Raw genomic sequence first — 18,825 nt, forward strand, 5'->3', positions numbered from 1 at the left:
TGCCGGCCGGGGGCGCATGCGGGGCAGATGCGTGCGTCACCGGAAAACCGTGCGGGCCGCACGGTTGAACCGTGACGAATCGCAGGGGTGGACCGTGCGCGCGGCGGTCCTAGGATCGACGCGTGTTGAGTGAGGCGGAGACTCCCCGGGCGGACCGCCGACTGCGCCGGGCCCGTCGGGCGACACTGCTGTCGCTCGTCACCGGCGTCTGGGCGAGTCTCCTGTTGCCCGCGGTCGGTCTGTTCCGTGAGCCCGAGCCGGTCCGCGCGGCGCTCGGCGCGGTCGGCGTACTCGCCTTCCTGATCGCCCAGACCGCCGTGCTGTACGCGGCCGTGACACCGTGGCTCGACCCGCGCTGGCGTCGCCGCTTCCACCTGGCTCTGGCCGGGGCGGCGGTGCTGACCGTACCGCTGGTGGGGCCGGTGGCGGCCGGCGCCTGGCCGACGTGGGCCTGGCTCGGGGCGGCGCTGATCGGTATGGCGCCGCTGCTCGTCCGGCCGTGGGCCGCGTGCGCGGTGGCAGCCGCCGTCCTGCTGGTGTCGGTGGCCGTCGCCGAATGGACCGGCGGTTCCGTCACGCGCCACCTGGCGGTGACCGGTGGGGTCGGGGCGGGCATCGCCGCAGTCAACGGCTTCCAGGTCTGGTTCTGGGATCTCCTGATGGACGCGCGGCAGGGCCAGGCCGCCCAGGCCCGGCTGGCCGCCGCCGAGGAGCGGCTGCGCTTCGCCCGCGACGTGCACGACGTGCTGGGCCACCGCCTCACGGTGATCGCCCTGAAGGCCGAACTCGCCGCCCGGCTCGCCCCGGTCGACTCGGAGCGGGCCGCTCGGGAGGCCGCCGAGGTCCAGCGGCTCGCCGCCTCCGCGCTGACCGAGGTCCGCGAGACCGTGCACGGCTACCGCGTCGTCGACCTCGACGAACAGCTCACCGCCATCGTGGGGGTGCTGCGGTCCTGCGGCGTACGGTGCACGGTCCTGCCGCCGCCGGTGGACCTGCCGCAGTCCGCGGCCACCGAGCTGGCGGCGGTGCTGCGCGAGGCCGGCACGAACGTGCTGCGGCACAGCCGGGCCGACTGGTGCCGGATCCGCATCGACCGGGAGGACGACGTGGCCAGGATGACCGTGGTCAACGACGGCGCCGACGACCGGGGCCCGGACGCCCACAGCCAGGGCCTGCGCGGCCTGGCCGACCGGCTCGCCGCCGCCGGGGGCGATCTGCGGGTACGCCGGGAGGACGCCGTGTTCACGCTCGAGGCCACCGTGCCGGTGACGACGTGATCCGCGTCCTGCTCGCCGACGACGAGGACCTCGTCCGCGTCGCGGTCGGCGCGCTGCTCGGCCTGGAGCCGGACATCGAGGTGGTGGCACACGCCGCCGACGGGCCGACGGCCGTAACCGCGACACTGGCGCACCGCCCGGACGTGGCCGTCGTGGACCTGGAGATGCCCGGCCTGGACGGCATCGCGGTCGCCGCCGAACTGACCCGGGCGCGCCCCGAGTGCGCGGTGGTGGTCCTCACCGGGCACGGTCGTCCCGGTCACCTGCGCCAGGCACTGGCCGCCGGCGCCCGGGGCTTCCTGCCCAAGGGCTCGCCCGGTGGCGCGCTCGCCGATGTGATCCGCCGGGTGCACGCCGGCGGCCGGTACGTCGATCCGTCCCTGGCCGCGGACGCGTTGACGCTGCCGGCGTGCCCGCTGACGCCCCGCGAACTGGAGACGCTGCGGCTGGCCGAGTTCGGCGCACCGGTCGCCGTGATCGCCCGACGGGTGCACCTGTCCACCGGCACCGTGCGCAACCACCTCTCCGCCGCCGTCCAGAAGCTCGGCGCGGCCGACCGGGCCGGGGCGGTCCGCACCGCCAGAGACAACGGCTGGCTCTGACCTGTCCTCGCCCTTTGCTCATCTTCGAGGCGTGGGTGTTCGGCGAGTTGACCACGTACTGCCTGGCCGCTGTGGTGGCCTGCCTGATCCTGAGCCCGGTGGCGGCACAACTTCCGCCACTGGCAGTCGGTCTGCTGGGCGCGGCGACCATCACCGCCGTCGCCGCGTTCGGCCTGACGATCCGGGCGCGGCTCGCGGGCGCGGTCAACCCGACGGCCGGCGGCGGCGCCGGTCACCGGTACGGCCGGGGTCGGTGACGCGTTCGGGCTAGCGTGTCTGCGTGCGTACGGTGGAACTGGTCTGCTCGCCCGGGTTGGACGCCGCGATCCGGACGGCCTGGACGCGGCTGGCCGCCGCTGGGTTGCCGAGCCTGGCCCGCAACATCCATCCGACGAACCGGCCCCACCTGACCATGGCGGCCGTGGACGATTTCCCGTCCGGTGTCGAGCGGCGACTGGCCGACCTGTTCGACGCCGCTCTGCCGCTGCCGGTCACGCTCGACCGGGTCGTCGTCCTCGACGGCAGCGCCCCGCTGGTCTGGCTCGTACGGCCCACGCCGGCGTTGACGGCGCTGCACGCCGCCGTCTGGGAGGTCCTCGACCGGGCCGACGGACACCGCCCCTGGCACGCACCGGGAGCGTGGGTGCCGCACCTCAGCCTGGCGCTGCGGTTCCGCGACGCGGACCTGCGGATGGCCCGCGCCGTGACCGGTGGGCAGCGCCCGACCGGCGCGTTCGACGCGGCGCGCAGCTACGACGGTACGGACCGGACGGTCACCTGCCTGACGGAACCGTCCCGGCCCTGATCGGGGCCGGGACGGTTCGGTGGGGGTCAGAAGGTGGCGACGTTGAGCAGTTTCTCCTGAATGCCGTCCGGGTCGCCGGCCGGCCAGCTGTAGGTGGTGGTGCCGGCCGCCTGGAGAGCCGACTTGACCGCGCTCGGGGTGGCGCTGGGGTGGGTGGCCTTGTAGAGCGCGGCCCCGCCCGCGACGTGGGGGCTGGCCATCGAGGTGCCGGAGATCGTGTTGTAGCCGGCGCCCTTCCAGGTCGAGTAGATGCAGACGCCCGGCGCCATCAGGTCCACGTCCGCGCCGAAGTTGGAGAAGTCGGCGATGGTGTCGTCCACGTCGCTGCGGCAGGTGGCCGCGGCGCCGCCGCCGGGCAGCCCGTTGAAGTCGGCGAGGGCGCTCACCGTGATGACCTCGTCGTAGGCGGCCGGCACGTGGTTGGCGGCGTTGTCGGTCTCGTTGCCGGCGGCGACCACGTAGGTCACGCCCGCGGCGACGGACCGGCAGATCGCCTCGTGCATGGCGTCCTTGTTGCTGCCGCAGGCGCTGTCGGAGCCGGAGCCGCCGAGGCTCATGTTGGCGACCTCGATCTCGCTGGCGTGGGCCGTCACGTAGTCGATGCCGCAGATGATGGCGGAGAAGGACCCGCTGCCCGCGTTGTTGAGCACCCGGACCGGCCAGATGCGGGCGCCTGGCGCCACGCCGACCACGCCGACGCTGTTGTCGAGCGCGCCGATGGTGCCCGCGACGTGCGTGCCGTGGCCGTTGCCGTCGTCGGCGCTGCTGCCGGTGGAGCAGTTCTTGGCGCCGGCGGTGTAGACGTTCAGGTCGGGGTGGTCCAGATCGACGCCGGAGTCGATGACGGCCACGTCTACGTTGACCCGCTCGTCGACGCCGTTGATCTTCGCGGTCGGGCTCAGCTCGGCGTCGGCCCGGTTGATGCCGGTGGGCGTCGTCTGGGCGCTGGCCGTGACCACCCCGTCCGGCTGGACGAAGAGCACTCGGGAGTCCCGGGCGATCCGTGCGGCGGCCGTGGCGCTCATGCGGGCCGAGTAGCCCTGCACGGCGTTGGCGTAGACGTACCCGACCGTCGCCCGGTCGGCGCGGGCGTGCTCGGCGGCGACCGATGGCGCGTTGACGTCCGAGCGGAGGACGACGATCCAGTCGCTTGCCGCATCGGCGGCGGTGGCGCCGGTGGCGCCGAACGCCGTGGCGGCGGCGACGACGATGCCGGTCAGCATCGCGACGCCCAGCTTGTTGCGCATGGGGGTTCCTCTCCACGTGCGGTGCGGGCGGTTGGCCCACGTCGAGGCTGTCGCATCCGGCGTGGACGGACCAGACAACAAATCCATTCGTTACTAGAAATATATAAATGCCTATCAACCGGGCATAACTTTTGACTCGACGTCGGTGACGCCGAGCGCGAAAGCCTCTGCTGACTTATCGGCGACCGGCGCCTTCGTGTTTCACCTCGGTCCGCTTGGTGTGCCGAGGTCGAGCGGCTACCGTCGGACCAGCCGCACGAGAGGGGTCCGCCGGGCCGATGGACGTACCGGATCCCGACGCCGTGCGTCGCGCAGTCGAGGGAGATCCTGCGGCCGTCACGCAGGTCCTGACCCAGATCAGGCCGATCGTGGTGCGTTACTGCCTGGCCCGCCTCGGTCCGGTCGGCGCTGCCGGAGCGACCGCCGAGGACGTGGCGCAGGAAGTCTGCGTCGCCGTCCTGCGCGCCCTGCCGCGCTTCACCGACCAGGGTCGCCCCTTCCTCGCCTTCGTCTACGGCATCGCCGCCCGCAAGGTCGCGGACGCCTGCCGCGCCGCGGCCCGCGACCGCACCGACAGCGTCGCCCACCCTCCGGACGCTCCGGACCCGGCTCCCGGCCCCGAATCGCGGGCCGTGACCGCCGACCTGAACGCCAAGCTGGCCGGGCTGCTGTCCCAGCTGCCGGCGACCCACCGTGAGATCCTGGTGCTCCGACTGGCGGTCGGCATGACCGCCGACGAGGTCGGTACGGTGCTGGGCATGACGGGAGGCGCCGTCCGACTCGCGCAGTACCGCGCTCTCACCCGGCTCCGCGCCCTCGTGGGCGACACACTCGCCGGGGTGATCCTGTGAGCGCTTCCGAATCCGTACCGACGCCGCCGGACCCCGTCGGGCAGGCTGACCAACTGCTCGACGCGATCAGCCGTGGCGAGCGTCCGCCGGCCGAGCACCCGGACGACGACGCTGTCATCGCCCTGCTGGCCGACTGGCACGCGGACGTGGTGCGGCGGTCGGAGGAGTTTGAGACGACGGGGGAACCGGCAGCAGCCCCACACGTGGTTCAGCCGGACGTGGCGACGGTGGCGCAACGGCCCGCTCCGAGCCGACCGATGCGGACGGTCCGCCGACGCTCCCTGATCGCGGCCCCGGCCGGCGTCGCTCGTCGGCGACGCAGGCGGCCCGCGTACGCTGCCGCCACGCTCGCCCTGGTCACTGTCGTCGGCGGTCTCTGGTTCGGCGCCGCCCGTGCGGAACCGGGCGGCCTGTTGTGGCCGGTCACCGAACTGGTCTACGCCGAGCGGGCGCAGTCGATGGTCGCCGAACGTGAGGTCGGCCGGATGCTGGAGCAGGCCCGGCAGGATCTTGCCGATGGGCGTCACGACGACGCGCGTCGCCAGTTGGCGCGCGCCGAGGATCTGTTGCGCACCATGGGTGCGGACCCTGCCGCCGTTCGCCTCCGCAGAGAGGCCGAGGAGTTGCGGCTCCTGCTTCCACCGGTCCCGGTGGCCGAACCGTCCTCCCCTGCGGAGGGCACCGGCACCGCGCCGGTTCCCTCCGGGACGGCGCCGGCCACGTCGGCGAGCCAGGGATCCCTGGTGGCCGTCCCCGAGCCGAGCCGCACCCCGGGCGGGTCGAGATCGACCACACCGGCCACGAGGACGCACCCGACCGGGCCGCCCGTCGGCGTGCCGGCCGCCCGACCGAGTCCGACGGCGAGCTCGAAACGGCATCCTCCGCCGCCGACCCCCACTGCCCGACCGAGTGCCGCACCGTCCCGTCGGGGTGGCGCGGAGTCCCGTCCGAGTGGGACAGCGTCCCGTCCGGGTCGCGCACAGTCGCACCGGGACCCCACAGTGCCGACGCCCGACCGTTCGGCGAATCCGCGGGCGAGCCAGAACGGGCCTCTGGCGGAGAGGTGACCGCGACTGTCACCGGCCTGAGCCCACCCGCCTGGTGGCGTGCGGCTGCGGAACGTGACGTCCGCTGGTCGGTCGCTGAGGTGCCGGACGGCCCGGGTGTCGAGCGGGCGGGGTGGGCACCCGGTGGACGATGGATACAACGTTGTGAAGAGACGTCGGGCGGCCACCCGCGGTGCTGGCGCTCGCCGTGGTTCAGGCGGAGACGTGGACGGCGGCCAGGTGGGCGAGAGCCTTGGCGCTGGGGCTTCCCGGCTCCGGCGTGCCCACCAGCAGTTGCTGACCGGGCGCGTCGCGGACGTCGAAGGTCTGGTAGGTCAGTTCGATCCGGCCGGCCTCCGGGTGGTGCAGGACCTTGAACATGCGGCTGAGGCCACCCACCGTCTGGTCCTCCCAGAGGAGGCGGAACTCCGGCGAGCGCTGCCATTCGTCGGCCACGAGCGCCTGGATCCCTGGATCGTCCGGAAAGAGGCCCGCGTTGAGCCGCAGCGCGTGCACGACGTTCGCCATCAGGGTCGACCAGTCCGGAAAGAAGACGCGCGCCTGCGGGTGCTCGAACAGCACACGCACCATGTTGACGGTGTCCCCGAACGGCGCCAGCAGTGCTGCGGCCACACTGTTGGTGGCCAGCACGTCGAACGCCGGACTGAGCACGTAGGCGGCGGACGTGGGGAAGGCGTCCAGCAACCGCAGCAGTGCGGGATGGACCGACTCCCGGGAGCTGTCCAGGCCCCGGCTGGGGTTCAGCCCGGCAAGCCGGAACAGGTGACCGCGCGCGTCCGGGTCGAGGCGCAGCGCCCGTCCGATCGCGTCGAGCACCTGCGCGGAGGGGTTGCGTTCCCGGCCCTGTTCGAGGCGGGCGTAGTAGTCGGCGCTCACGCCGGCCAGCACCGCGATCTCCTCGCGGCGCAACCCGGCCACCCGCCGGTCGCCACCCCCGCGCAGCCCGACCTCCCTCGGGTCGACGCGGGCGCGCTGGGCCCGCAGGTATGCGCCGAGACGACTGCTGGTGGCGGCCATGTCCACCAGCCTAGAGCTCCCGCTCCCCGGTCCGACGCGCTCCACGGCGACGACAGCAGCGACCGACGACGCCGGCCGCCGGTAACCGGACGTCGGCCCTGAAACGGCGCTCACCTGCTCGAACAGGTCCACCGAGAGCGCCACTGCCAGGGTGCCGCGCACCCAGGAAAAGCCGCCCTTCCGAGGTGTGGAGCCCCGCAGGATGGTGGGACGCGCGGTGCGTCGCCGCAGGCACCAACCGAGACCCGGAGCAGTGATGACCAGCTCACCCACCAAGATCGTTCTCATCACCGGCGCGAGCAGCGGCATCGGCGAGGCCACCGCCCGCCGTCTCGCCGCCGACGGCCACCACGTCGTGCTCGGCGCCCGCCGCGTCGACCGGCTCGCCGCGCTCGTCGACGAGCTGCGCGCCGCTGGCGGCTCCGCCGACCACCAGGAGCTGGACGTCACCAGCCGCGACAGCGTGGCAGCGTTCGTCACCGGGGCTCATGACCGGCACGGTCGCGTCGACGTACTGGTCAACAACGCCGGTGTGATGGCCCTGTCCACCCTCGACGCGCTGCGGACCGACGAGTGGGACCAGATGATCGACGTCAACCTGCGCGGCACCCTGCACGGCATCGCGGCTGCCCTGCCGCTGATGCGGGCACGCGGCAAGGGTCACATCATCACCATCGGCTCTTCCGCCGCCTACCGCGTCGACCCGACCGCCGCCGTCTACTGCGCCACGAAGTACGCCGTCCGGGCGCTCGCCGAAGGTCTGCGGCAGGAGAGCCGCGACGTGCGGGTGACCCTGGTGAGCCCCGGCTACACCCACTCGGAACTCACCGAGCGTGGTGGCGATCCGCAGATCCGGGCCGCGGCCCGCGCCGCGGCCGAGGAGCTGGGCATGCCGGCCTCCGCGGTCGCCGACGCCATCGCGTACGCGATCGCGCAGCCCGACACCGTCGACGTCAACGAGATCGTCATGCGTTCCACGGCGCAGGGCTGACCGTTCACCACCAGGGAGTCGACCATGAGCGAAGCACTCGAAATGACGACGTTCCGCCTCGTCGCCGGCCTCACCGTCACGGATTTCGTCAAGGCCAACGAGGACATCGACGACTACCTGCGGCGTCAGCACGGCTTTCGGTGGCGTCGCATCACCGAGGCCGACGACGGCACGATCACCGACGTCGTCGCCTGGGACTCCGCGGCCGACGGCCGGCGTAGCGCCTCCGGAATCATGACGGAGATGGCCGACTCGCCGGTGCACGCGACGATCGACCACTGCACCGTCGACTTCCGGATCGTCCCGGTGCGGCACCGCATCTCGTGATCCACCACGGCGGGCGAGACGGTGACCGCCGTCGACGGGCGGCGTCCACGGCGACCGGGCCCGCCTGATCGGTGCGGTGGTGGTCGGCGATGATGGGGCCATGAGTGGCGTCGACGGCGGGGGGATGGCCGAGCTGGCCGCCCTGCTGGCCGACGGCACCCGGGCGGGCATCTGCCTGGCGCTCCTCGACGGGCGGGCCTGGACCGCCGGCGAGTTGGCCCGACGTGCCGGGGTTGCCCCGTCCACGGCCAGCGAACACCTCACCCGGCTGGTCCGGGGTGGGCTGCTGGTCGAGGAGCGGCAGGGCCGGCACCGCTACCTGCGCCTGGCCGGGCCGTCGGTGGCCCAACTGATCGAGGACCTCGCGGGACACGCGCCGGCCCCTCCCGCGCCGACCACCTCACTGCGCGCGGCGAGCGCCACCGCCGCCCTGGCGTACGCCCGGACCTGCTACGACCATCTGGCCGGACGGCTGGGCGTCCTGCTGTACGACGCGCTGCTGGCCGACGGCCGGCTGGACCGATCCAGTGGGTTGGCGCTGACGTCCGACGGGTGGGCCTGGGCGGCCGGGTTGGGCGTACCGGTGGATGTGCTGCGCGCCGCCCGCCGACCCGTGGTCCGGGACTGCCTGGACTGGACCGAACGCCGACCGCACCTCGCCGGCGCGCTCGGCGCGGCACTCCGCCGCCGCTTCGCCGAGCTGGGCTGGATCACCCAGGGCGCCGGCCGGGCGGTACGCCTCACCACGATCGGCCGCCCGGCCCTGGCCGAGAGCCTGCACGTGCCCGTGCACACCCTCGTCCCCGACCCGCCAAGCGCGCCGTCCAGCGGCCGAGCCTGAGCCGCCGGCCGCCGGCCGCCGCGCTCCGGCTCGGCACCCGCCGGCCGCCGCACCGCCGGCCGCCGCACCGCCGGCCGCCGCACCGCCGGCCGCCGCGCCGCGCCGAGGCGAGGTGAGGTGCGGGACTGTTCGGTGGGGAGCGAACGGTTCGGGTTCTACGGTCGAGCGGTGATCGACATCTGGCCGGACATCGCACCCGTCGCGGGAACGCCGCCATGCGGCCCGCCCACCTTCGAGCCGGGCAGCGGGTGGTGCGTCACCCGGCACGCCGACGTCCGGGCGGCGCTGACCGACCCGGCGTTCGGGGTGCCAGCCGTCGACATCGGTCCGCCCGGCACGCTCGCCTGGCTGCGTGCCTCGGTGAGCAGGTTCAGCCCGCCGGAGCGGCACGCCGGGCGCCGCGCGATCGGGGTGCGCGCGTTGGCCGAGCTGGACCCGGACGAACTGCGCCATGCGGCGGCCCGGTTGACCATCGCCCTCGTCGACCGGGCCGGTGACCACCTGGACGTGATGCGTGACCTGGGCCGGCCGGTGCCACTGCGGGTGCTGGCCGGTCGCCTCGGTCTCGTCGATCCGGCAGCCGCCGGTACGGCGGTCGCCGTCGTCGCCGCGGCGTACCACCCGGGGTTGATCCGGCGCTGGCCGCGCGGGCCGACCGGGCGGTGGCGGCGCTGCTGGCGCTCTGCCCGCCGGCCCCGCCGGAGGTACGGGCGAACCTCATCGGTCTGCTGGTCCAGGCGTGCGACGCGACCGCCGGCCTGATCGGCGCCGCCGCCCACCACCTGCTGCGTCCGGCCGTCCCGACCACGGCGGGGACCGGCGACCTGCTGGCCGAGGTGCTACGCCTCGATCCGCCGGTCCGGGCCACTCGACGGGTCACCGTCGACGCGGTACGACTGGGCGGACGCGACCTGCCGGCCGGCAGCCCGGTGCTGCTGCGCTTCGACGCGGCCAATCGTGACCCGCTGGCGTTCGGCGAGCCGGAGGCGTTCCGACCCGACCGGCCGGGTGGCGGTCTGCTCACCTTCGGCGCGGGGGAGCGCGGCTGCCCCGGTGACCGCCATGCCCTCGCGCTGGCCGGAGGGGTTCTCGACGTGCTGCGGGAACGCTGCCGGCGCACCCCGACTCCGGTGCGCCACGAGCCGCACCCGACCCTGCGCATCCCGACCACGGTGGAGGTGAGCGTCCGATGATCGAGCGTCGTGCCGAGTTCCATGCCCTGCACCACCCCGGCCGTCCCCTGCTGTTGCCCAACGCCTGGGACCACGCCTCGGCGGCGGCGCTCGTCGCGCGTGGCCATCCGGCGATCGGCACCACCAGCCTCGGGGTCGCCGCGACCGCGGGCCTTCCCGACGGCGCGGCGGCCACCGCGGAGGAGACTTTGGCCCTGGCCCGTCGGCTGGCCCGGTTGCCGGTGCTGCTCAGCGTCGACGTCGAGGCCGGGTTCAGCGACGACCCGCTGGAGGTCGCCGGGTACGTGGCGGAGTTGGCCGCCCTCGGTGTGGTCGGGATCAACCTGGAGGACGGGCGCTCCGACGGCACCCTTGCCGATCCCGAGTGCGTCGCGGAGAAGATCGCGGCGGTGAAGGCGGCGGTGCCGGACCTGTTCGTGAACGCGCGCACCGACACGTGGTGGCTGAACGTGCCCGACCCGCTGCCGCAGGCCCTCCGTCGAGCCCACGCCTACCGGACGGCCGGCGCGGACGGCATCTTCGTGCCAGGCGTCGTCGACGAGGCGACGCTGCGCCTGCTCACGGAGCGGCTCGACGCGCCGGTGAACGCGCTGTACCAGCCGGGCGGGCCCGGGCTGACCGAGTTTGGTCGCGCCGGGGTGGCCCGGGTCAGCACCGGCTCCCTGCTCTTCCGGGCCGCGCTGGGTGCCGCGATCGCCGCCGCCGACGCGGTCCGCGTTCAAGGGGGCGCCGTACCGGCGGAACTGCCGTCGTACGCCGAGGTGCAGGACCTGGTGCCGACGGACGGCGACTGACGGTCCCGCCGGCCTCCGCTGGTCGTCGCGTCCGTTCGGGGGTAAATCGGAGGATCGTTCGGTCTGTACCCGGTCTTGGTGATTACGGTGTTTTTCAGGGCGATCCACCCAGTGCCGTGACCGGAGAAGGGACCCCGTCATGCGAGTGCCCAGCCGTAGTCCGGGACAGCAGCCCGCGTCGCCCACCGCCCCACCTCGCCGCCGACCCTCCGGCGCCGCCGCCCGTCGCCCGTCGCCTGCCGCCACCCCCGACCTCGCCGCCTACCGGGCGGCCGTGGCCGACCTGCTCGTCGAGGTGGGAGCGCTGGCCGACGCCACCAGCACCCGGGCACGTCAGGTGCTCATCGACGAGCGGCTCCGCGAACCGGCTCTGGCGGCCGTGCTCGACGCCACCCCGCAGGGCCTGCTCGGCACGCGCGAGACGCTGCTGCTGGAGATGGCCCGCTACCAGCCGAACGAGCGCACCTCGGCACGCGACCTCACCGCGCTGGTCCGGATCTACCTGCTCTCCCGCATCGACGTGCTGTGGTGGCAGGACGCCCCCGTGTTCCGTACCGACGACCAGGTCAACGGCAGCGCGGAACTGGTCGATCTGGAGTGGCTGCGCCGCCGGGACCTGCTGCGCTTTCGCTACCAGGAGCAACCCGCGACCGTGCTGGGCCGGGCCGCGCGCGGACTACGCCGGCGGCTGCGCCCCGACGTGACCCCGCGCACCGCCGGTCTGCTGTTCCGTCGGGCCCGCCGGGAGGTGGTGGCGCTGCTCAACGAACTGGCCCGGGAGTTCGCCGCCGCCGCGCCCGCGGGCACCCCGCCGCTCTGGGTGACGAGCCTGGTCCGGAGCACCGAGCACCAGTACCGGCTGCGCCGCCTGGGTTACGCGGCGATGCTGCCCAGCGGCCACTGCCTCGGCTACTCGGTCGACGTCGAGCTGGCCTGGTTCACGCGGTTCGGCGCGCGCGACGCCCTCGCGGAGCTGCTGCTGGCCCGCCAGGAGGCCGGCGACCTGAACGTGATCGACGAGGGGCAGGCCTGGCACCTGTGCCTCGCGCCCACCGCCCGGCATCGCCTGCGCCGGGCGTACGAGGCCGAGATGGGGGTCTGAGACCGTGTGCGGCATCGCGCTCAGCATCGGCCCCGAGGCCGACCCGGCGACCTTCCGACGGATGCTCGCCCTCCTCGCCCCGCGCGGTGAGGTCACCGAGACCCGCTGTGAGACGGGACTGCTCGCCGGCACCCGCCGGCTTCGGGTCGTCGACCGCGACCGGGCCGTGCAGCCCTGGACGTCGACCGACGAGCGGTGGCTGCTCTGTTTCAACGGCGAGATCTTCAACCACGGTGAGCTGCGCGCCCAGCTCACCCGCCTCGGGCAGGTGTTCCGCACCGACAGCGACACCGAGGTGCTGTTGGCGGCGTTCCAGCAGTGGGGCGAGTCGGCGGTGACCCGCCTGCGCGGCGAGTACGCCTTCGCGGTCGTCGAACGCGCCACCGGCCGGGCGTACCTGGCCCGCGACCCGCTCGGCGTGAAACCGCTGTACTGGTCCCGACGGCCGGGCTGCCTGCACCTCGCCTCCGAGGTCAAGGCGCTCGTCGGGCACCACGCTCCGGTCAGCGAGGTGCCCCCTGGGCACCACGGTTGGGCGGAGCCGGACGGGTCCGTGCGACTGCGCCCGTACGTCGACCTGCTCACCATCGGCGCGGGCCTGCCGGTCATCGACGACCCGGACGAGGCCACCCTGCTCGTCCGGGCCGCCCTGACCGACGCCATCCGGATGCGGGTGGAGACCGACCTGACCGTCGGCGTCGTCCTCTCCGGTGGGCTGGACAGCTCGTTGACGCTGCGGCAGGTACGTGACATCCACCCGGACTGCGTGGCGGTGACGGTCGGAGTGCCGGACAGCCCCGACGTCGCGTACGCCCGTCGGCTCGCCGCCGACCTCGACGTGCCGCACGTCGTGGTCGAGCTGCGCCCGCGCGACATCCGGCTGGCCGACGTCCGGGAGGCCATCCGGATCTGCGAGCTGACCGAGTACGGCGACATCATCAACGCCGTCGTGTCGGTGCCGATCTTCCGGCGGCTGCGCGACCTGGGCGTCAAGGTGGTGCTCACCGGCGACGGCTCCGACGAGCTGTTCGGCGGGTACCCGATGTACCGCCAGGTCGACCCGATCGCGTCCCGCCGGCTGTTCCTGCACCGGATCCGCAACCTCTGCCGTACCGAGTTGCAGCGGGTCGACCGGGCCGCCATGGCTCACGGGGTGGAGGCGCGGGTGCCGTTCCTCGACCTGAGCGTCGTGGAGCTGGCGATGCGGCTGCCCCTGAACCTCAAGGTGCGTGACGGCCAGGAGAAGTGGATCGTGCGGCGGGCGTTCGCCGACGTGCTGCCCGACTACGTCGTGCGGCGGCCGAAGCACCCCATGTCGTACTCCTCCGGTCTGCACGAGCGGGTGCGGCTCTACAAGCCGCTCTTCGCCCGGATGCACCGGTCGTTCGGCTACGACCTGCTGGAGCCGGTCCGCCGCGACTTCGACACCGTGCTCAGCGGGTGCGGCAACGACCTGGACCGGGCCATCGCCGACGGGATGAACCGACCCGACTACACGGTCCTGGAGCACGCCCGCGACCTGGTCGGGGCCGCGAAGTGGAACGCCGCGCCGATGGTCCGCCGACTGGTCGGACCCCGTCCGTCCCGCCGCTCACCGGTGGGCTGACCCCCGCCCGACGCTTGACTCTGACACCGTGTCAGGGACCAGCGTGAGGGGATCATGTTCACCATCGGAGACTTCGCTCGACTGGGCCGCGTGTCGGTGCGGATGCTGCGTCACTACGACAGCATCGGCCTCCTGCACCCGGCCAGCGTCGATCCGCACACCGGCTACCGCTTCTACCGGGCCGAGCAGTTGCGTCGGCTCAACCGGGTGATCGCCCTCAAGGACCTGGGGCTCACCCTGGAGCAGGTGCGGGCGATCCTGGACGAGACGGTCGACACCGCCGAGCTGCGCGGCATGCTGCGGCTGCGTCGCAGCGAGCTGGCCAGCCGGCTGGCCGCCGACACGGCCCGGCTCGCGGCGGTCGAGGCGAGGCTCCGGATGATCGAATCGGAGGGTCGGATGACCAACCAGGACGTCGTACTCAAGCAGATCGCGCCGGTGCGCGTGGCGGAGCTGACCGCCGTGGCGCCCAGCTACCAGAGTCAGGACATCGGTCCGGTGATCCAGCCGCTCTATCCGGAGCTGTTCCGCCGGCTCGACGCCGCCGGGATCACCCCGTCCGGGCCGGCCATCGCCTGGTACGAGCCGGCCGACGACGAGGGCGAGGCGGTGGTGGTGCACGCCGGGGTGAGCGTCGGCGGCGGTGTCGTGGCGGTTCCCGACGTGACGGTGCGGGACCTGCCGGCGGTCGGGACGGCCGCGACGATCGTGCACCACGGCTCGATGGACGACGCCGACCGGAGCGTCCAGGCGCTCGCCCGGTGGATCGAGGACAACGGGTACCGCCCGGACGGGTTCGCCCGCGAGGTGTACCTGGACTATCGCCAGGACTCCCCGGAACAGGGCGTTACCGAGCTTCAGCTCGCCGTCGACCGCGCCTGACGGCGCTCGCCCCCGCACCGGCGGCTGGTCCCGAGCGCCAGGTCCGATCACCGCCAGCACCCGTACCGGCACCGGGGCAGGCTGAACGCATGACGACCACCGCCACCTTCCTCATCCACGCCGTGCCGCCCGCGGCGCTGGAGCTCGTCCGCCGGACCGGCCGAGACGCCGCCGGCCATCGCGTCGAAGGGCGCCTGGCCGGCGGCGGGGAGCCGCTGCGGTGTTGCCTGCGCGACGCCGGGGCGGGGAGGCGGTGCTGCTCTTCGGCTACGCCCCACCGATCGCCGCCGCCGTGTACCGGGAGATCGGGCCGGTCTTCGCGCACGCCGCCGCCTGCCCCGGCCCGGACCACGGCGGCGGCCACCCGGCGGGCTGGCGGGGACGTGCCCAGGTCCTGCGGGCGTACGACGGGCAGGGACGAATCTGCGGCGGCCGGCTGCACGACGGCACGAACCCGGAGGCGGTGATCGCGGAGCTGTTCGCCGACCCGCAGGTGCAGCAACTGCACAGCCGCAACGTGATCTACGGCTGCTTCATGTTCGTGGTGGAGCGGGCCGCCGGGTGACGGCCCTCAGCCGACCAGGAGCAGCGCGCCGACCGCCGCGAGCGTGCCGACGACGGCGAGCAGGGCGCTGGTCAGCACGAACCGTCGCACCGGCACCGTCACCCCGGCCGCCCGGCACCGCTCGAACCACAGCAGGGTGGCCAGCGACGCCCAGGGGGCGGCCAGCGGGCCGACGTTCGTGCCGATCAGCAGGGCCAGCAGGCGGGTGTGGTCGACGGTCGGCAGCACCGACTCGCCGGCCAGGTACGCCGGCAGGTTGTTGACCGCGTTCGCCAGCAGCGCCCCGGTGCCCCCGGCACGCAGCGCGCCGACCGCCCCGCCGTCGGACCCGACCAGGCCGGCCACCAGGTCGTCGAGCCCGTGCCGGCCGAGGGTCTGCACCACCAGGAACAGGCCGACGACGAAGAGCAGCAGTCGTACGGGCACCAGTTGAACGCGCAGCGTCGCGGGGGAGCGGACCACGAAGCCGACCAGCACCAGCGCGAGGGCGACGGTGGAGGCGAGCCCGATCTCCACCCCGGCGAGGATGCCGGCGACGAAGAGCAGGCAGCCAGCGAGCGCGGTGCGGTGCAGCACCGGGTCGGCCGGCACGTGCGGGGCCGGCGGGACGAAGCGTCCGCCGACCGGCCGTTCGCGCCGCCACCAGGCGTACCAGAGCAGCGCCATGGTGGCCGTTACGGCGGCGAGCTGCGGCAGCGCCATGCGCCCGGCGTACGCCAGTGGGGTGAGGCCGACCCGGTCGGCGGCCAGCAGGTTCGTCAGGTTCGACACCGGCAGCAGCAGGCTGGCGGTGTTCGCCAGCCAGACCGTGGTGACCGCGAGCGGCCCGGCGGGGACGCGCAGGCTGCGGGCCAGGGCGAGCAGCACCGGGGTGAGCAGCACGGCCGTGGTGTCGAGGTTGAGCACGAGGGTGGTCACCGTGGCCAGGCCGCCGCAGAGCAGGAACAGCGCCGCCCAGCGGCCCCGGGAGGCGATGGCCAGCCGGCTGGCGAGCACGTCGAAGACGCCCGCGACGGCGGTCAGCTCGGCCAGCACGATGACGGTGCCGAGGAAGAGCAGCAGCGGCAGGATGCGGTGCAGGGTGCCCGTGGTCTCGGCGCGGGGCAGCAGCCCGCTCAGCGCGAAGGCCGCGCCGGCCACCGCGAGGACGACGGCCACCAGGTCGAGCGGGTGGGGACGCCAGCGCGCGGTCGGCTCGGGCGGGGCCGGCGGCGCGCCGGCGGCAGACTTCACAGGTGACCACGTTGACACAGCGCCCGGTCAGGCGCTCGTCAACCCTGGCCCGGGTGACCAGGCCCACCTGACGTGGCCGGGCCCGGCCCCTCGAGAAGAGGCCGGGCCCGGTTCGCGCGTCGGTTCTACCAGCTCAGGTAACCGGGCTGGGTCTGCACGTTCAGCTCCTTGAACCGGGTCAGGTTCGCCGACCAGGTCCGCCAGTCGTTCAGCTCCAGGACGTCCAGGCCCTTCTGGATGTCGTTGGAGTAGATGTTGCCGTTGTAGTAGTACGTCGACCAGGCGCCGCCGGTGAGGGCCTGGGTGTCGGAGAGCGGGCCGCGCTCCCAGTAGGCGATCTCCTTGGGGTGGCGCGAGTCGGTGAAGTCCCAGACCGAGATGCCGCCCTGGTACCACGCCTGCACCATGATGTCCCGCCCGAGCACCGGGACCAGCGAGCCGTTGTGCGCCACGCAGTTCTCGGTGTCGCCGTTGGTCCGGGGGATCTTGTAGTAGCTGCGGAACTCCAGCTTCCGCGCGTTACCGCGGCCGGTGATGTCGTAGACGGCGTCCGCGCCCCGGTTGGGGCCGACGGTCTCGTTGCAGGTGGCCGCGCCGCCGCCGCCGAGCTCGTCGGTGAAGACGACCTTGGTGCCGGCGTTGTTGAAGGTGGCCGAGTGCCAGAACGCGAAGTTGACCGTGTCCCGGACCTGGGTGATCAGCCGGGGCGCTTCGCGGTTCTTGATGTCGAGCAGGATGCCGTCACCCATGCAGGCGCCGGCGGCCAGGTCCTTCGCCGGGTACGCGGTGATGTCGTGGCAGCCGGTGGTCGCCGAGCCGGTCTCGCTGCCCGGGAAACCGCCGTCCGGGAAGAGGTTCGGCGTCGAGATGACGGCCGCCTGGGTCGGCTGCTTCACCGGCACCTTGACGATGGAGATGGAGTCGTGCGGCGGCTGGCAGTCGGGGAACTCGGCCCGCGGGCTGTACGACGAGACGTACAGGTAGACGTTCTTGCGGTCCTTGCCCGGCACCAGCGTGTGGGTGTGCGACCCGCAGGCGGTCTCGACGGACTTGATGTAGCGCGGGTTGGCCTTGTCGCTGATGTCGAAGACCTTGATGCCCTCCCACGACTCCTTCACCGACGCCGGCTGCGCGACGCTCGCACACGAGTCGTCGCTGCGCGACGAGTCGGTGGAGACGAACAGCAGGTTGCCGTAGACGGAGATGTCGTTCTGCGAGCCCGGGCAGTTGACCTGCGCGGTGATCGTGGGCGCGCTGGGCCGGGAGATGTCGTAGATGACGAAACCGTTGTAGTTGCCGGCGAAGGCGTACTTGCCCTGGAACGCCATGTCGCTGTTGAGCGCGGCCGTCGTGTCGAACGGCGCCTGCTTGGGGAGGTTGGCGATCTGCCGCAGGTTGGGGCTGCTGCGGATCTCGTCGACGCCCGGGATGTCGCTGGCGGCGGCGGCCGGTGCGGCCGGTGCGGCCTCCTGCGCGCTGCTCGGTGTCGCCAGGACGACGCTGGTCAGCAGCAGGCCGGTCGCGGCCAGGCTGATGATGCGGAGTTGTCGGAGCCGTGCGGTGGCCAACTTGATCATTGGCGGCGCCCTTCGAAAGGGGGGATGACGTTGTCGGTACCTTACCGAGCCTCGGAGATCATCGATGTGAGCCGGGTCACATATACGTGGACTCTTCAATGGATAGGATCGCTGCGACCTCGACCTGAGGGGAGTGCGGCATGACTGTCCGACGTGGTCGGTTACTCGCCGTCGTCATAGCGGCGGCCATCGTCCTGGTGTTGGTGGTGCTGGCCGTCCGCGCCGCCGGTGATCCCGGCCGGCCGGCCGCCGCGCCCGCTTCGGCGTCAGCCGCGGCGACGACGGCCGGCCCGACCGGTCCACCACCGCCGCCGGTCCTCGTGCCCGGCCGCCCGGGGGAGCCGGCCGTCGCCCGGTCCGCGCACGAGCTGCGCGACGACAGCCCGCCCCGCTACAACGGCCTGGACACCGTCTACGTCCAGATGATGATTCCGCACCACGAGCAGGCGCTGGAGATGAGCACGCTGGCGACGGACCGCGCGGCCGATCCGCGGATCCGCGCGTACGCCGACCGGATCCGCGCCGGCCAGGGCCCCGAGATCAAGGTCCTGCGCGGCTGGCTCGCCACCCGTGGGCTGCCCGAGACGGCGCCCGGCCACGACCACGCCGGCATGCGCGGCATGCAGTCCCCCGACGCGATGCGGCGACTGGCCGCCGCCCGGGGCGTCGAGTTCGACCGGCTCTTCATCACGATGATGACCGACCACCATCAGGGCGCCGTGACCATGGCCACCGATCTGTTGTCGGTCGGGGCCGACGCGACCCTCAACGAGCTGGCCACCTCACTCGCCACCGAACAGGCCATCGAGATCAACCGCCTACGCGAGCTGACGCCGCCCTGACCGTCG

At 73.3% G+C, this 18,825-nt stretch carries 21 protein-coding genes; 17 read left to right on the plus strand and 4 right to left on the minus strand.

What is annotated here, in order from left to right; genetic code table 11:
* The first annotated feature begins 122 nt into the window (after positions 1–122).
* The 4 genes from ACQP0N_RS16185 to ACQP0N_RS16200 are packed head-to-tail and all read left to right on the plus strand — an operon-like array spanning position 123 to position 2,684.
* Positions 123–1,277: a histidine kinase gene (locus ACQP0N_RS16185; protein ID WP_433121228.1), complete on the plus strand. Its 1,155-nt coding sequence runs from the start codon at positions 123–125 to the stop codon at positions 1,275–1,277.
* Positions 1,274–1,879: a response regulator transcription factor gene (locus ACQP0N_RS16190; protein ID WP_433121230.1), complete on the plus strand. Its 606-nt coding sequence runs from the start codon at positions 1,274–1,276 to the stop codon at positions 1,877–1,879. The genes ACQP0N_RS16185 and ACQP0N_RS16190 overlap by 4 nt, the downstream gene beginning before the upstream one ends.
* Before the next feature lie 14 nt (positions 1,880–1,893).
* The gene (locus tag ACQP0N_RS16195; protein WP_433121233.1) at positions 1,894–2,136 is read left to right on the plus strand and encodes a hypothetical protein; all 243 of its coding nucleotides are present in this window, start codon (positions 1,894–1,896) and stop codon (positions 2,134–2,136) included.
* Between the two features lie 23 nt (positions 2,137–2,159).
* Positions 2,160–2,684 carry a 2'-5' RNA ligase family protein gene (locus ACQP0N_RS16200; RefSeq protein WP_433121235.1) on the plus strand — a complete coding sequence of 175 codons (525 nt, stop codon included), beginning with the start codon at positions 2,160–2,162 and terminating at the stop codon, positions 2,682–2,684.
* 26 nt (positions 2,685–2,710) lie between these two features.
* Here the strand turns inward: ACQP0N_RS16200 and ACQP0N_RS16205 are convergent, their stop codons facing one another.
* Positions 2,711–3,931 carry a S8 family peptidase gene (locus ACQP0N_RS16205; RefSeq protein WP_433121237.1) on the minus strand — a complete coding sequence of 407 codons (1,221 nt, stop codon included), beginning with the start codon at positions 3,929–3,931 and terminating at the stop codon, positions 2,711–2,713.
* A gap of 278 nt (positions 3,932–4,209) precedes the next feature.
* Here ACQP0N_RS16205 and shbA point away from each other — a divergent pair, with 278 nt between their 5' ends.
* Both shbA and ACQP0N_RS16215 read left to right on the plus strand, forming a co-directional pair.
* Complete coding sequence (shbA, locus tag ACQP0N_RS16210; RefSeq protein ID WP_433121239.1) at positions 4,210–4,782, plus strand: RNA polymerase sigma factor ShbA; 573 nt, start codon at positions 4,210–4,212, stop codon at positions 4,780–4,782.
* Complete coding sequence (locus ACQP0N_RS16215) at positions 4,779–5,849, plus strand: anti-sigma-D factor RsdA (RefSeq protein ID WP_433121241.1); 1,071 nt, start codon at positions 4,779–4,781, stop codon at positions 5,847–5,849. The genes shbA and ACQP0N_RS16215 overlap by 4 nt, the downstream gene beginning before the upstream one ends.
* A 192-nt stretch (positions 5,850–6,041) precedes the next feature.
* Here the strand turns inward: ACQP0N_RS16215 and ACQP0N_RS16220 are convergent, their stop codons facing one another.
* Positions 6,042–6,866, minus strand: a complete 825-nt coding sequence (locus ACQP0N_RS16220) for a helix-turn-helix transcriptional regulator (protein ID WP_433121243.1) — start codon at positions 6,864–6,866, stop codon at positions 6,042–6,044.
* A 256-nt stretch (positions 6,867–7,122) separates the two neighbouring features.
* Between ACQP0N_RS16220 and ACQP0N_RS16225 the strand changes: the two genes are divergently transcribed.
* The 10 genes from ACQP0N_RS16225 (at position 7,123) to ACQP0N_RS16270 (ending at position 15,167) form a co-directional block, all read left to right on the plus strand.
* Positions 7,123–7,857, plus strand: a complete 735-nt coding sequence (locus tag ACQP0N_RS16225) for an SDR family oxidoreductase (protein ID WP_433121245.1) — start codon at positions 7,123–7,125, stop codon at positions 7,855–7,857.
* 24 nt (positions 7,858–7,881) lie between these two features.
* A complete protein-coding gene (locus ACQP0N_RS16230; RefSeq protein WP_433121247.1) occupies positions 7,882–8,184 on the plus strand; it encodes a hypothetical protein in 303 nt (100 codons plus the stop codon).
* Positions 8,185–8,284: 100 nt separating this feature from the next.
* Positions 8,285–9,025: an ArsR/SmtB family transcription factor gene (locus ACQP0N_RS16235; RefSeq protein ID WP_433121249.1), complete on the plus strand. Its 741-nt coding sequence runs from the start codon at positions 8,285–8,287 to the stop codon at positions 9,023–9,025.
* Positions 9,026–9,193: 168 nt separating this feature from the next.
* The gene (locus ACQP0N_RS16240; protein WP_433121251.1) at positions 9,194–9,787 is read left to right on the plus strand and encodes a hypothetical protein; all 594 of its coding nucleotides are present in this window, start codon (positions 9,194–9,196) and stop codon (positions 9,785–9,787) included.
* Entirely contained in the window at positions 9,688–10,218 is a 531-nt protein-coding gene (locus ACQP0N_RS16245) for a cytochrome P450 (RefSeq protein WP_433121253.1), read from the plus strand. The genes ACQP0N_RS16240 and ACQP0N_RS16245 overlap by 100 nt, the downstream gene beginning before the upstream one ends.
* On the plus strand, positions 10,215–11,012 hold the full coding sequence (locus ACQP0N_RS16250; RefSeq protein ID WP_433121255.1) for an isocitrate lyase/PEP mutase family protein: 798 nt from the start codon (positions 10,215–10,217) through the stop codon (positions 11,010–11,012). The genes ACQP0N_RS16245 and ACQP0N_RS16250 overlap by 4 nt, the downstream gene beginning before the upstream one ends.
* Before the next feature lie 139 nt (positions 11,013–11,151).
* The gene (locus tag ACQP0N_RS16255) at positions 11,152–12,114 is read left to right on the plus strand and encodes a DUF5715 family protein (RefSeq protein WP_433121257.1); all 963 of its coding nucleotides are present in this window, start codon (positions 11,152–11,154) and stop codon (positions 12,112–12,114) included.
* Positions 12,115–12,118: 4 nt separating this feature from the next.
* Entirely contained in the window at positions 12,119–13,720 is a 1,602-nt protein-coding gene (locus ACQP0N_RS16260) for an asparagine synthetase B family protein (protein WP_433121259.1), read from the plus strand.
* 54 nt (positions 13,721–13,774) lie between these two features.
* Positions 13,775–14,602, plus strand: a complete 828-nt coding sequence (locus ACQP0N_RS16265) for a MerR family transcriptional regulator (protein ID WP_433121261.1) — start codon at positions 13,775–13,777, stop codon at positions 14,600–14,602.
* A gap of 220 nt (positions 14,603–14,822) precedes the next feature.
* Complete coding sequence (locus tag ACQP0N_RS16270) at positions 14,823–15,167, plus strand: DUF1203 domain-containing protein (protein ID WP_433121263.1); 345 nt, start codon at positions 14,823–14,825, stop codon at positions 15,165–15,167.
* A 6-nt stretch (positions 15,168–15,173) separates the two neighbouring features.
* Here ACQP0N_RS16270 and ACQP0N_RS16275 read toward each other — a convergent pair whose 3' ends face one another.
* On the minus strand, positions 15,174–16,400 hold the full coding sequence (locus tag ACQP0N_RS16275) for an SLC13 family permease (protein WP_433121265.1): 1,227 nt from the start codon (positions 16,398–16,400) through the stop codon (positions 15,174–15,176).
* 125 nt (positions 16,401–16,525) lie between these two features.
* A complete protein-coding gene (locus tag ACQP0N_RS16280) occupies positions 16,526–17,977 on the minus strand; it encodes an LVIVD repeat-containing protein (RefSeq protein ID WP_433121267.1) in 1,452 nt (483 codons plus the stop codon).
* 140 nt (positions 17,978–18,117) lie between these two features.
* Here ACQP0N_RS16280 and ACQP0N_RS16285 point away from each other — a divergent pair, with 140 nt between their 5' ends.
* Positions 18,118–18,819 (plus strand): DUF305 domain-containing protein, encoded by a 702-nt coding sequence (locus ACQP0N_RS16285; RefSeq protein ID WP_433121269.1) that lies wholly within the window; start codon positions 18,118–18,120, stop codon positions 18,817–18,819.
* Positions 18,820–18,825: the final 6 nt, after the last annotated feature.

This window comes from Micromonospora sp. CA-246542 (assembly GCF_050942905.1).
Taxonomy (GTDB): Bacteria; Actinomycetota; Actinomycetes; order Mycobacteriales; family Micromonosporaceae; genus Micromonospora.

Bases quoted from the DNA above. Each gene is read 5' to 3' on its own strand.
- ACQP0N_RS16205 (WP_433121237.1), bottom strand. From the start codon at position 3,931: ATGCGCAACAAGCTGGGCGTCGCGATGCTGACCGGCATCGTCGTCGCC.
- shbA (WP_433121239.1), top strand. From the start codon at position 4,210: ATGGACGTACCGGATCCCGACGCCGTGCGTCGCGCAGTCGAGGGAGAT.
- ACQP0N_RS16220 (WP_433121243.1), bottom strand. From the start codon at position 6,866: ATGGCCGCCACCAGCAGTCGTCTCGGCGCATACCTGCGGGCCCAGCGC.
- ACQP0N_RS16225 (WP_433121245.1), top strand. From the start codon at position 7,123: ATGACCAGCTCACCCACCAAGATCGTTCTCATCACCGGCGCGAGCAGC.
- ACQP0N_RS16230 (WP_433121247.1), top strand. From the start codon at position 7,882: ATGAGCGAAGCACTCGAAATGACGACGTTCCGCCTCGTCGCCGGCCTC.
- ACQP0N_RS16235 (WP_433121249.1), top strand. From the start codon at position 8,285: ATGAGTGGCGTCGACGGCGGGGGGATGGCCGAGCTGGCCGCCCTGCTG.
- ACQP0N_RS16250 (WP_433121255.1), top strand. From the start codon at position 10,215: ATGATCGAGCGTCGTGCCGAGTTCCATGCCCTGCACCACCCCGGCCGT.
- ACQP0N_RS16255 (WP_433121257.1), top strand. From the start codon at position 11,152: ATGCGAGTGCCCAGCCGTAGTCCGGGACAGCAGCCCGCGTCGCCCACC.
- ACQP0N_RS16265 (WP_433121261.1), top strand. From the start codon at position 13,775: ATGTTCACCATCGGAGACTTCGCTCGACTGGGCCGCGTGTCGGTGCGG.
- ACQP0N_RS16280 (WP_433121267.1), bottom strand. From the start codon at position 17,977: ATGATCAAGTTGGCCACCGCACGGCTCCGACAACTCCGCATCATCAGC.
- ACQP0N_RS16285 (WP_433121269.1), top strand. From the start codon at position 18,118: ATGACTGTCCGACGTGGTCGGTTACTCGCCGTCGTCATAGCGGCGGCC.